Here is a 12,930-nt window from a genome sequence, read left to right as displayed (position 1 = left end):
CTGGCGCCTTATCCGGCCTACGGGAATGTACGTATTGTAGGCCCGGTAAGCGCAGCGCCACCGGGCATTTTTTACTCCACAACCAGTGCTTTTTTCGCCAGCCCATCCAGCAATTTCTGATGGATGCCGCCGAAACCGCCGTTGCTCATCACCAGGATGTGATCGCCAGGCTGTGCGGTTTTCACCACCATTTCCGCCAGCGTATCGACATCGCCACTCCAGTGAGCAGGCTGTACGCAGGCTTCAGCGACTTCCGCCACTTGCCACGGAATATGCGGCGGCTGCAGCAGGAACACTTCATCCGCACGCCCTAACGACGGCGCCAGGTCATCCTTGCATAACCCCATCTTCATCGTGTTAGAACGCGGCTCCAGCACTGCGATAATGCGCGCGGTGCCGCCCACTTTACCGCGCAGCGCCGCCAGCGTGGCCAGAATTGCCGTCGGGTGGTGAGCAAAATCGTCATACACCGTCACGCCGTTCGCTTCGCCGCGTAGCTCCAGACGGCGGCGGGCGTTAATAAATGACCCCAGCGCGCTGGCCGCTTCTGCGGGCGCGACGCCCACGTGGCGCGCGGCGGCAATCGCCATCAGACCGTTGTGCATGTTATGTTCGCCGACCAGGCCCCATTTCACATCGCCGACTTTTTCGCCGTCCAGCCACACTTCCCACTCGGAAGCATCCGTAGTCAGCTTCTTCGCCTGCCAGTGTCCCTGCTCGCCCACCAGCTCTTGCTCGCTCCAGCAGCCCAGCGCCATGGTCTGTTTCAGGTTGATGTCGTTTTCCGGCCAGATGATGCGCCCCTGCCCCGGCACGATGCGCACCAGATGGTGGAACTGCTTCTGGATCGCTTTCAGATCGTCGAAGATGTCGGCATGATCAAACTCAAGGTTGTTGAGGATCAGCGTCCGCGGGCAGTAATGCACAAATTTAGAACGTTTATCAAAGAACGCGCAGTCGTACTCATCCGCTTCGATAACAAAGAACGGGCTCTCGCCCAGGCGCGCGGAAACCTCAAAGTTGCCCGGTACGCCGCCAATCACAAAGCCCGGTTTGTACCCGCACGCTTCCAGTATCCAGGTCGCCATGCCTGCGGTCGTGGTTTTGCCGTGGGTACCGGCGACCGCCAGTACCCAGCGGTCGCGCAACACAAAGTCGTGCAGCCACTGTGGACCAGACATAAAGGGAATGTTTTTTTCCAGCACCGCTTCCACGCACGGATTCCCGCGCGTCATCGCATTGCCGATAATCACCAGATCCGGCTGCGGATCGAGCTGGCTGGCGTCATAACCCTGGATCAGATCAATGCCTTGCTTCTCAAGTAAGGTACTCATCGGCGGATACACATTGGCGTCCGAACCCGTTACTTCATGACCAAGCGAGCGAGCCAGCATCGCCAGCCCCCCCATGAAAGTGCCACAAATTCCCAAAATATGAATGCGCATACGTCACTATCCTTTTTTTATCTGCGAGCCATTTTACGCACATGTCTGGCAAGTGAGAAACGCATTTCAGGTAAATCTGTACTTTGCTGGCGCGATTCACCTGAGCGCATCATCTGAAATGTTTGTTAAGATTGTTACGGTCGCTTTACTCCAATCAATTGCAGGGAAAGTGTTATGAAAACGTTAGGTGAATTTATTGTCGAAAAGCAGCACGAGTTCTCTCAGGCTACCGGTGAGCTCACTGCTTTGCTGTCGGCAATAAAATTGGGCGCCAAGATCATCCACCGCGATATCAACAAGGCCGGTCTGGTCGATATCCTGGGTGCCAGCGGTGCTGAGAACGTACAGGGCGAGGTTCAGCAGAAACTCGATCTGTTCGCGAACGAGAAACTGAAAGCTGCACTAAAAGCGCGCGATATTGTAGCGGGCATCGCATCGGAAGAAGAGGACGAAATTGTCGTCTTTGAAGGCTGCGAACACGCGAAATATGTGGTGCTGATGGACCCTCTGGATGGCTCTTCTAACATCGACGTTAACGTCTCTGTCGGTACGATTTTCTCGATTTATCGCCGCGTGACGCCCGTCGGCACGCCAGTCACCGAAGAAGATTTCCTGCAACCCGGCAACAAACAGGTCGCTGCGGGATATGTCGTGTATGGCTCGTCCACCATGCTGGTTTACACCACCGGCTGCGGCGTACACGCTTTCACCTACGATCCGTCGTTAGGCGTGTTCTGTCTGTGCCAGGAACGTATGCGTTTCCCGGAAAAGGGTAAAACCTACTCCATTAACGAAGGCAACTACATTAAATTCCCGAATGGCGTGAAGAAGTACATCAAATTCTGCCAGGAAGAGGATAGTTCAACAAGTCGCCCTTATACCTCACGTTACATTGGCTCTCTGGTGGCCGATTTCCATCGCAACCTGCTGAAAGGCGGCATCTATCTCTACCCCAGCACCGCCAGCCATCCGCAGGGAAAACTGCGTCTGCTGTATGAATGCAACCCGATGGCGTTCCTCGCGGAACAGGCCGGCGGCAAAGCAAGCGATGGTAAAGAACGTATTCTGGATATCATTCCAGAAAGCCTGCACCAGCGCCGCTCGTTCTTCGTCGGCAACCGCCATATGGTTGACGATGTGGAACGCTTTATCCGCGAATACCCGGACGCGTAATCTTTACCACCATGCGGAATAACGCATGAAGCCGCCATTGGGCAATAACATGTCCGATGGCGGCGTTGCCTTATCAGACACGTGATTTTTCCGGTTCTTAACCTTTGGCGTTCATGCTCCGCAACGACGCGCCAGATGAGGCGGAAACGAAAACAAGCGAAGACTTTCGGCGTGAGTTGGCTATAATACTCGCCACTTGTTTGTCATAAATTCAAAGGAAACAGACATGAGCTTACTCAACGTCCCGGCGGGTAAAGAACTGCCGGAAGATATCTACGTCGTTATCGAGATCCCGGCTAACGCAGATCCGATCAAATACGAAGTTGACAAAGAGAGCGGCGCGCTGTTCGTTGACCGCTTCATGTCCACCGCGATGTTCTATCCGTGCAACTACGGTTACATCAACCATACCCTGTCTCTGGACGGCGACCCGGTAGACGTTCTGGTCCCGACGCCGTACCCGCTGCAGCCAGGCGCCGTCATCCGTTGCCGTCCGGTTGGCGTACTGAAAATGACCGACGAATCCGGTGAAGATGCGAAACTGGTTGCCGTACCGCACACCAAACTGAGCAAAGAGTACGATCACATTAAAGATGTGAACGATCTGCCGGAACTGCTGAAAGCGCAGATCACTCATTTCTTCGAGCATTATAAAGATCTCGAAAAAGGCAAATGGGTGAAAGTTGACGGTTGGGACAACGCCGAAGCGGCTAAAGCGGAAATCGTTGCCTCCTTCGAGCGCGCAGCGAAGAAATAAGTTCGCTTTTACATAAGCGTCAAGATAAAGGCTCTCATAGTAATGAGGGCCTTTTTATTGGCTAATGAATAGAGCACAATTTTTATCATTATTAGTTTAACATTCACGGAATGAATAAGACTTTACCTGATTTTTTATTAAAAAGGGTTGAATACACTCACGCTTTCTCTAAAAAGCTTAAGATAATAATTTTTTTGTGAATTCCCGCAGACTCCCATGGACTTACGCCCTAAATATTAGCAAGCGCTAAAGTCTTATTTAGTGCATAAGCCCGATTACCTTTTTAATAAGGTATCCTAAGCTCTCCCTACCAATAACCGTATTTTTAATCCAACATAACATCCGCTCAAAACACACTTTTTAATATATTTTTAAGGGCTGCCATAATTATTTACTACTTTAAGAGATTATGATGAAAAATGATATATTAATTACCGGTGGACATATCATCGATCCCGCTCGTAATATTAATGAGATTAACAATTTACGCATCATTAACGATATTATCGTTGATGCCGATAAATATCCTGTAACTTCGGAGACCCGGATTATCCATGCCGACGGCATGATCGTCACTCCCGGTCTTATCGATTATCACGCGCATGTTTTTTATGACGCGACGGAAGGCGGCGTCAGGCCTGATATGTACATGCCGCCGAATGGCGTCACCACCGTCGTGGATGCAGGTTCTGCCGGTACGGCAAACTTTGATGCCTTCTACCGAACGGTGATTTGCGCCAGCAAAGTTCGAATCAAAGCGTTTCTGACCGTGTCGCCGCCGGGCCAAACCTGGTCACAAGAAAATTATGATCCTGACAATATTGATGAAAATAAGATCCACGCGCTGTTTCGCCAGTATCGCAACGTTCTTCAGGGATTAAAACTCAAGGTTCAGACTGAGGACATTGCTGAATATGGCTTAAAACCGCTGACTGAATCCCTTCGTATTGCCAACGATTTAAGGTGCCCCGTAGCAATACACTCGACTCATCCCGTCGTTCCCATGAAAGAACTTGTCTCCTTGCTACGCCGCGGCGATATTATCGCTCATGCGTTTCACGGCAAAGGTAGCACCATTCTTACTGATGAAGGCGCTGTCTTAGCCGAAGTCCGTCAGGCAAGGGAAAGAGGCGTTATATTTGATGCCGCCAATGGTCGCAGCCATTTTTCAATGAACACGGCACGCCGGGCCATCGCCAATGGCTTTCTTCCGGATATCATCAGTAGCGATCTCTCAACCATCACTAAACTCGCCTGGCCTGTTTACGCCTTACCATGGATTTTATCGAAATATTTAGCACTCGGCGTCGCGCTTACCGATGTCATTAACGCCTGTACCCATACCCCAGCAGTTTTAATGGGTATGGCAGCAGAAATTGGTACGCTGGCCCCTGGGGCATTTGCCGATATCGCCATCTTTAAATTAAAAAACAGGCATGTTGAATTTGCCGATATTCATGGTGAAACGCTCACGGGGACGCATGTGCTGGTACCACAAATGACCATAAAATCCGGTGAGATATTATTTCGTCAAATTGATTTTGGCGCGCGGCCAAACGGAGTTGAAAAATGACCTCAATACAAAAATGGCTACGGATCGGCGCGACATTAATGTTCGGCCTTTTTGTTGCTTATCTTGACCGTTCTAATCTTTCCGTTACGTTACCTACGATTACACACGACCTGAATATTGATGGCGCAACGGCCAGCATTGTATTAACCATATTTCTTATTGGCTATGCCTTTTCAAATATTTTTGGCGGCGTATTTACCCAGCGATACGATCCGAAAAAAATAGTCATTCTGATGGTGCTAATCTGGTCGATTGCGACCGTTTTTGTCGGATTTACCTCGTCAGTGTACGTTATTTTGATTTGTCGGCTGGTGCTTGGCATTACCGAAGGCATTTATTGGCCGCAGCAGTCCCGCTTCGCCAGCGACTGGTTTTCAGACAAAGAACGGACGCAGGCGAATAGTATTATCCAGTATTATGGACAGTTCCTGGCATTAGGCCTGGGATTTATGATTTTGTCCCCGCTGGATGCTGCCTTCGGTTGGCGAAATGTTTTTATTATCACTGGTGTGATCGGCATTGTTGTTGTTGTTCCACTTTATATAACAATGCTGAAAAAACAGGAAGAAGCGCCTTATTATCGTGCGCCGGCGCCAACAGAGAAAACTAAACTTACCCTGGAATCGCTGGGCGGAACCCCCTTCCTACTTCTTATTTTTACCTACATCACTCAAGGGATGTTGTTCTGGGGAATTACGTTATGGATACCCATGGTTGTCAATTCTCTCGGCTATACCGGATTCAGTAAAGCATTGGTCAGTTCTCTGCCTTATCTGACTGCGGTTATACTGGCAATCCCTATCTCATGGATCAGTGATAAGACACAAAAGCGTGTACTTATTGCTTCACTGGGCCTACTAATCCCCGGCGTGATGTTATTTCTCCTGCCATTTGTCGATGCGCCGGGCTTTAAAATCACGCTCATTACCCTGGCGATGGGTTATTATGCCGCCAGCTTTACCCCCAATATCTGGTCGATTATCCAGTCGAACGTTAAACCCCATGCGATTGGCCCAGCCTCCGGTATTATTAATGGCATCGGCGCCGGCGGCGGCGGTACGTTGGCAGGCCTAATGGTCGGCTATTTTTACCGGACAACCGGCAGCTATATGCAGGGATTTATGGTTCTCGGATGCATTGTTATCCTGGGCGGCGCGTCATTATTGATTTACGGCAGAATAAGAGCTCACCATGCCCGGCGTTAACGCCATCAGCCAGAATGTAAAAAACAACGCCACCCGAGGGTGGCGTGTTCAGTTCAGGGCTGGTTTCTGTCTAACCAGTCACCGCTTTCAATCAGAGTTAACCCATCAACAGGACGTTGATATACATACATCCATGCGCTGCCGTAAGGCGTCTGGATTAACTGGCGTGCGTATTCACCGCCCCTGGTGCGCAAAGCATCAAGTTCGGCCAGCGTGGCGTTATCAATTCGATAAACTTCACCGTATACCGCTCCGTTTCCCGGAACTGCGCCTGGATAGTGGCCCAGACTATACAACTGGTAGTTATCGATACGGTAATCGCCAAGCAATTGGGCATTGGTCATCCAGTGACTGTTGCCTTGTTTCTGTCGTAAACTGCCATAGACAAATATTCGCATTGCTAAAACTCAAACTGATAGAGCAAATCAAGTGCCTGATCTACGCCAGACACTGCTTCCAGATATAGCTTAGGCATCAGGCGATAACGTAACGTGAGCGTCGCCAGAGAGTCAAATATCCCTACACCATACTTCACCTGTAGACCCGGCAGTACATAGCCGCTGACCACAACCTGGGACGAATCGCCCACCCCTTGCGTGTCCAGCGCCAGATTACTTACACCGAATGTCTCTCCGATTTTACCCACAACCTGACCACTTTGCGCAACCCCCAGGCCAATAAGCATGGAGGTCATTGCTGCGCTATCACTCTGATTGCTGTCCAACCCCTGCCCACGCAGCAGATAAGAAAGCGCTTCAGCCTGCGGCATCGCCGGATCGGAGAAGATTTCCGCTTTGGGTTCATCAGCAGTGCCTGTGACGCGCACACCCGCAATGACATCGTCTTCGGTGGCGTCAGGGTTACGGATCGCTTCGATATTGAGCAGCGGCTGATCCGGCGGGCCGGAGAACAGCAGCTCGCCTTTACGGACAAGCAGGTCCTGGCCGTAGGCGCGGAATCGGCCGTCAGGAATATTGATTTGACCATTCAGCCCCAGCCCCTGCTTATCCTGCGCGACTTTCAAATCGCCGGTCAAACGCGCTTTAAGCCCGAAGGCGTCGATGCGCACGTTGTTGCCGACGTGGACCGTCAGATTACTGTTGATGGGAATAGACGCTGTCTGCGGCGTTTCTGGTTGCAGGTCATTATTGAGCATAACCACATCGCTGGAGACGCCGACCGCGCTCTCCGGCAGGTCGTGCACCACAATTCGTGCCCACGGAACGTCCACACGCCCATCCAACGTGAACAGCGAAGGCGTCGCGTCAAAGACCACATCCGGCGAGACATCCAGGCGCACCATCGGCGGAACGGTAATCCGCACCCGGCTGCCTTTCGCCGTCACCCGCGCGCGCCAGTTGTCAATCTGACTCCAGTCGGCGTTACCGTTCAGGTTAATTTGCCCTTGTTGTGTTCGCACGATACCGGCGAGTGTCGAACGCGTCCCGCTAAAGTTCATGGTGAGCTGGCTCGGCTGCATCTCAAACGGCATAAAATTACCGTCAATATCCAGCGCGCTAAGCTGCAACTGACCAAACAACTGCGGGCTTTGCACATCGCCGCCCAGACGTAGCCTGGCGTTTAACATTCCCGCCGCTTTTTCGCCGCGCGAAAAGACAGGGTTGACCATCGCCAGATTGACATTGCGCATGTTGACGTTACCGCCGAGATTGCGCCGCCCCTGAGGATCGGTTACCTGCACCAGGCCATCGAATTGACCATTGTTCGTCAGGCGAATCAGCCATCCCAGCTCGGCGCGATTATTGTGCAGATCGGCGCTGAGGTTCAGCGTCTCAAACGCGACCGGTAATGGCGCGTCATTGACGGTCTGCGTGACCTTCACATTACGACCGGAAAGCGTGACCTTCCCCTGCGGCAATCCCTCCTGGGTGGTGTCCCACGACACGTCCGCCTTCCCGCTAAAGATCCCGCTGGCCTGCGTGGTATCAGGCATAAATGGCTTCAGCATCGCCAGATCAAAGCGGTTGAGATTGACCACCGCCCGTCCTGCGGCGCCCGCATCAATGGTTTGCGGGATGCACAGCTCGGCGTTCGGGTTCAGCCAACAATGCGGCCCGATACTGATTTTCTGTTCTTTATTACGGTAGTCCAGCGCAATCGCGCGGGTCAACGACCATGGCCCCACTGGCGTCTGGAAACGGGTGTCGCTTACTGTCCCTTTCCAGCGCGCCGCCTCGCGATCAAAACTGCCTGTCAGGGAAAGTTGACCGGATACCGGTTCTCCCTGAACACGGAGCTGTAGCTGATGCTGCTTCTCGCTGCCTTTGGCGTCAAGCGTCACCAGATTGATGTTAACGTCGGGCTGCGAAATCCGCTCTACGCGAACGTTGAGATGGCCCGCTATCTGATCGGTGGATTTAATATCGCCCTCAATGCGCGCCTGGGCGACAGACAGCTCCTGCCAACGCAGACCGCGGGCGGTGATATCCGCCAACAGCTGCGGCGCTTCTACCGTACCGCGGACTTTAACGATTCCTTTTGCCATGCCGCCCAGTCCTGGCAGCGCATTATCCAGCCCCGGCGCATCGATGGCGGCGTCAAGATTCAGCTCCTTAACGCCAAGCTCGCCTTTTATATCGGCGCTGTTTGGGCCCAGCGCAAGGTGCAGCCCCGGGATCGTCCACTGCATGTAGCTGTTGCCCTTTAGCGTCCCGTTGACGTTAACGCTGTTCTGCTTCACATTGCCGGTCAGCTTGAGCTCCGGGACATCCATCTGCCAGGTGCCGCCGTAGAGGCTGCCTTTGGTTTTCATGACGCCGTTAAGCTTCGCGGGCCAATCCGGGATCTCTTTAGCGGTATTGATGCCATTCAGCGTCAGTTCGCCACGCCAGCTAATCGCCTGCTGCCAGTCCACCAGCGCTTTCAGTTCGGTTTTTCCCTCCAGAGCGGCGACGGTGAGTTTATCGAGATTAATCTGCCGCTCATTCCCTTTAGCATCCAGCGTAATGGTCGCCGGCGGAATATCTTGTCCTTTCACGGCGGTTCGCATCGACAACGTATAGTCGGTCATCTTACCGCTCAGTTTGAGCTTCAGATCGTCAGCCTGAAACTGGGTATCACCCGTCAATGGCCAGGCAATGCGTTGGCTGACGACTTCAAGATTGAGCGGTAAACCGGCCTCCGCCAGCCGCGTCTGGGCGCGAAGCGCGACATCCATCGGCCCGGAAAGGTTCACCCCGACCTCCAGTTGTTCGCGTAACGCGCCGCCGACCTTGAGTTTTATCTTTTCACCCTTTAGCGGATCGATATTCAGCGTACTGTTGAGCGTAATATCAACCGGCCAGTTATTGGCGAGCTGCGCCGTACCGGAGGCTTTCACCGTGCCCTGGTTGGCGTCGATATCCAGAGTATCCAGCTTCATATTACCGTCGATACTGCTGACTTTAAGCAGCATCGTGCGCACCGTCAGATCGGTATCGCCGGTGATGCGTAGCTGCTCGCCGCGAAATGACTCGATATTCAGATTGAGCGGCAGGTGAACATCGGTCATCTCCGGCATTACTGGTTTTGCAAACAGATCTTTTAGCGTTTCGCCAAGCGGCTTTTCATCCGGTTGAGGTTTCTCGATTTTGGGTTCAACCACCTCTTCCTGCGCCACGTCAGCGACCTTCGGCAGCGCGATCAGCAATCCCTGAAGCCGCGTCGGTTTCAGGGTCAGGTTTTTCTCCTGCCATGCCAGCCCGGAGGTAAAATCCAGCACCGAAACGGTAGTGTCATCAATCTTGATATTGATGTTATTCAACGCCACGCGCGACAGCGTGATGGGCCAGGGCGTGGAGAGGTTCAGCGGTCCGCTTTCTTCCTCTTCTTGCGCCGGTTCGGAGGGTGGCATTTTTTTGCTGTCGATAGCGACATTAATGTCTTTTAGCGCCAGATCATTGACGCACAGGCTACTGCGCCACAGGCAATCAAGCCCGACGGCCAGATGAATTTCGCCCGCATTCACCGCAACGCCCGGCTGCTCATAGCGGATATTTTTTAACGATAAGTCCCGCCAGCCGCCGGTGACCTGCCCAATCTCCAGCCCCGGCACCCAGCGGTTCGCCGCACTGAATACCAGATGCAGCCCCGTCGTCGTCCCGACCAGAAACGCAACGCTCGCCAGTAACACCACAATGAAAATCAACACGCCGAGGCTTATTTTCTTCCATAAACTCATAATTCAGGCCCCAGACCGATATAAAACTGTAAACCGTGTTCGTCTTTGTCGCCGACCGGTACGGCAAAATCGAGTTTGATAGGCCCAACCGGCGACGCCCAGCGCACGCCGACCCCGGTCCCGGTTTTGAAATCGCTACGGCGAATATCACTCACCGCCTCGCCGCTATCGACAAACACTGCCCCCCACCATTTGCCAGTGACGTTATACTGGTACTCCAGCGATCCGGTTGCCAGTTTTGAGGCGCCTTTAAGATTGCCGTCGCTATCTTTAGGCGAAATAGATTTGTATTTATAGCCGCGAATACTGCGGTCGCCCCCGGCGAAGAAACGTAAATCCGGCGGAACTTTGTCGAAATCACCGGTTTCTATCCAGCCCAAATTGGCGCGCATCACAAAACGGTGGCGATCGTACAAAGTCCGAATCCAGACGTTTTGCGCCTGCAGCACGGAGAAATCCACGTCGGAGCCCCAGGCCGTATTCGAATAGTCTACTGAATAGCGCTGCGAATCGCCCCAGGTTGGCATCAGTCCCCCTCGCGAGCGGGTTCGGCTGATCATCACGCCCGGGTAGAACAGCATGGTGGTATTGGTGACGTTCCCCTGGGTAAAGTGGTCGAAACTCCAGCGCAGGTTAATCGCCCGCTGCCAACCACTGGAAAGGTCCCAGTAACGCGACACGGCAAGCGTGGTCGAGTCCTGCTCCGTATCATTCAAATCGGTACGTTTAAAACCGCCCTGTACCAGATAGTATTGCTCCAGCGGGTTTTTCAGCAGCGGCATTTTATAACTAAAATCCAGCACCTGTTCCGGCGCAGAAATACTGGTGCTGGTGGTCAGGCTATGACCGTAAGAGTTCATCCACGGTTTTTTCCACGACGCTTTCACGCGCGGCCCGACGTCGGTGGAGTACCCCACCCCGGTTTCAATCGTGTTTTCGGTTCGCGGCGATACCACGCCTTTTAACGGCAGAATTTTTGTTTTACGCGATTTCTCAAATTCCGGCGCCACCACGACAGAATTAAACCATCCGGTAGCGGAAAGTCGGCGGTTTAGTTCCGCCAAATCTTTCGATTCGTACTCATCACCCTCTTTAAACGGCAACAGATTTTGTAAATATTCATCACGAATCTGCGAACCTTCGAAGGTGACAGGCCCGAAGCGATAGCGCTCACCGCTATCATAATCAATATCCCAAAACGCCTGATGACGGCCCAGAGCAATTCCCAACTGACTTTTAATGAATTCGCTGTCGAAATAGCCTTTGCGTAGCGACACGCTGGTTAACGACTTTTTAAAATTGTCATAGTCCCCCTGGTTGAGCACCGTGCCGATTGCCGGACGCGTTTTCAGTAAGGCCAGATAATCTTTGTCCGTACGCGCGCCGCCGCGTAAAATGACTTCTGTACCGCCAATCAACACCGGCTGGCCGGGCGTAACCCTGGCGATTAATACCTGCCGTCCTTTCGCAGGCGGTGGAAGCAAGTCGAATTTGATAGTGGGTTCGTAATAGCCTAACGCTTTAAGCCCTTCGCGAATCGCATCATCAACTCGGGCGCGAAAGCGCCGATCCGGCGTCACCTCATCGCTCTGAATCGTAGAGAGCTGTGCGCGAACGTTTTTTTCCAGCTCTCCGGATAGCCCTTCGACTTTCAGACGAACATTTGCGGCTACCGCAGAACTGCTCAGGCACAGTAAGCTAACCCAACATAACTGACGGATATGTGGCACATTTTCTCCTGAATATCCCCTATTCCCACCCCTGGAAAAAATCACACTACCGCTCCGCGGCTTAACATAAAATCAACAATTTCGATTGAAAAGCAGACGACTGCCAAAATATTTCTTATGGTTAAATCCAGATACATTAATGTTGTTATTGTGTGCAAAGATGCGTCTCGTTACAACCTTAACGCCAATTAACGCTTTCGGGAGAATAGCTCATGAGTTTATTTGATAAAAAACATCTGGTTACTCAAGCAGATGCGTTACCAGGACGCAACACCCCGATGCCGATCGCCACTCTGCATGCGGTAAATGAACACTCTATGACCAATGTCCCTGCCGGGATGGAGATCGCCTACTTCGCTATGGGCTGTTTCTGGGGCGTAGAACGTTTATTCTGGCAATTGCCCGGCGTATATAGCACCGCGGCAGGGTATGCAGGCGGTTACACGCCTAATCCAACCTACCGGGAAGTCTGCTCCGGGCAGACCGGCCATGCCGAAGCGGTACGGATAGTGTACGATCCTGCCGTTATCAGTTATGAGCAGCTTTTACAGACCTTCTGGGAAAATCACGATCCGACGCAGGGGATGCAACAGGGTAACGATCACGGTACGCAATACCGTTCTGCGATTTATCCCTTAACGCCGGAACAGAATGCCGCCGCTCACGCCAGTCGCGAGCGCTTTCAGTCGGCAATGACCGCCGCCGGAGACCATCGCCCTATTACCACGGAAATCGCCCATGCGACGCCGTTTTACTACGCCGAGGATGAACACCAACAGTATCTGCACAAAAATCCATACGGTTACTGCGGGATTGGCGGGATCGGCGTTTGCCTGCCGCCTGACGCGTGACGACGCAGGCGTAGGG

General features: G+C 52.7%; 9 protein-coding genes. 5 read left to right on the top strand and 4 right to left on the bottom strand.

Annotated features, from left to right (window positions below; translation table 11 throughout):
• Positions 1 to 71: 71 nt before the first annotated feature.
• Positions 72 to 1,445 carry a UDP-N-acetylmuramate:L-alanyl-gamma-D-glutamyl-meso-diaminopimelate ligase gene (gene mpl, locus J4613_RS07170; protein WP_001219832.1) on the bottom strand — a complete coding sequence of 458 codons (1,374 nt, stop codon included), beginning with the start codon at positions 1,443 to 1,445 and terminating at the stop codon, positions 72 to 74.
• Positions 1,446 to 1,619: 174 nt separating this feature from the next.
• Here mpl and fbp point away from each other — a divergent pair, with 174 nt between their 5' ends.
• The 4 genes from fbp to J4613_RS07150 all read left to right on the top strand — a co-directional run bounded on the left by fbp (position 1,620) and on the right by J4613_RS07150 (position 6,153).
• On the top strand, positions 1,620 to 2,618 hold the full coding sequence (gene fbp / locus J4613_RS07165) for a class 1 fructose-bisphosphatase (RefSeq protein ID WP_000853764.1): 999 nt from the start codon (positions 1,620 to 1,622) through the stop codon (positions 2,616 to 2,618).
• 226 nt (positions 2,619 to 2,844) lie between these two features.
• Complete coding sequence (ppa, locus tag J4613_RS07160; protein ID WP_000055079.1) at positions 2,845 to 3,375, top strand: inorganic diphosphatase; 531 nt, start codon at positions 2,845 to 2,847, stop codon at positions 3,373 to 3,375.
• A 409-nt stretch (positions 3,376 to 3,784) separates the two neighbouring features.
• Positions 3,785 to 4,948: a metallo-dependent hydrolase gene (locus J4613_RS07155; protein WP_000977208.1), complete on the top strand. Its 1,164-nt coding sequence runs from the start codon at positions 3,785 to 3,787 to the stop codon at positions 4,946 to 4,948.
• Positions 4,945 to 6,153: an MFS transporter gene (locus J4613_RS07150; RefSeq protein ID WP_000200803.1), complete on the top strand. Its 1,209-nt coding sequence runs from the start codon at positions 4,945 to 4,947 to the stop codon at positions 6,151 to 6,153. Before J4613_RS07155 ends, J4613_RS07150 begins: the two co-directional genes overlap by 4 nt.
• A 53-nt stretch (positions 6,154 to 6,206) precedes the next feature.
• Here the strand turns inward: J4613_RS07150 and J4613_RS07145 are convergent, their stop codons facing one another.
• Genes J4613_RS07145 through tamA form a run of 3 tightly spaced genes read right to left on the bottom strand, consistent with a single transcriptional unit; the run spans position 6,207 to position 12,063 of the window.
• Positions 6,207 to 6,551 (bottom strand): gamma-glutamylcyclotransferase, encoded by a 345-nt coding sequence (locus tag J4613_RS07145; protein WP_001219167.1) that lies wholly within the window; start codon positions 6,549 to 6,551, stop codon positions 6,207 to 6,209.
• Between the two features lie 2 nt (positions 6,552 to 6,553).
• On the bottom strand, positions 6,554 to 10,333 hold the full coding sequence (gene tamB, locus J4613_RS07140) for an autotransporter assembly complex protein TamB (protein WP_000060826.1): 3,780 nt from the start codon (positions 10,331 to 10,333) through the stop codon (positions 6,554 to 6,556).
• Positions 10,330 to 12,063, bottom strand: coding sequence for an autotransporter assembly complex protein TamA (gene tamA, locus J4613_RS07135; RefSeq protein ID WP_001120230.1), 1,734 nt, complete (start codon positions 12,061 to 12,063; stop codon positions 10,330 to 10,332). Before tamA ends, tamB begins: the two co-directional genes overlap by 4 nt.
• Positions 12,064 to 12,275: 212 nt before the next feature.
• On the opposite strand from tamA, the gene msrA reads away from it, so the two are divergent.
• The gene (gene msrA / locus J4613_RS07130; RefSeq protein ID WP_000051472.1) at positions 12,276 to 12,914 is read left to right on the top strand and encodes a peptide-methionine (S)-S-oxide reductase MsrA; all 639 of its coding nucleotides are present in this window, start codon (positions 12,276 to 12,278) and stop codon (positions 12,912 to 12,914) included.
• Positions 12,915 to 12,930: the final 16 nt, after the last annotated feature.

This window comes from Salmonella sp. 32020114201800008SM (assembly GCF_017572025.1).
Taxonomy (GTDB): Bacteria; Pseudomonadota; Gammaproteobacteria; order Enterobacterales; family Enterobacteriaceae; genus Salmonella; species Salmonella enterica.
Note: the sequence above shows the minus strand (reverse complement) of the source record. Positions and strands in the feature narration are given on the sequence as shown.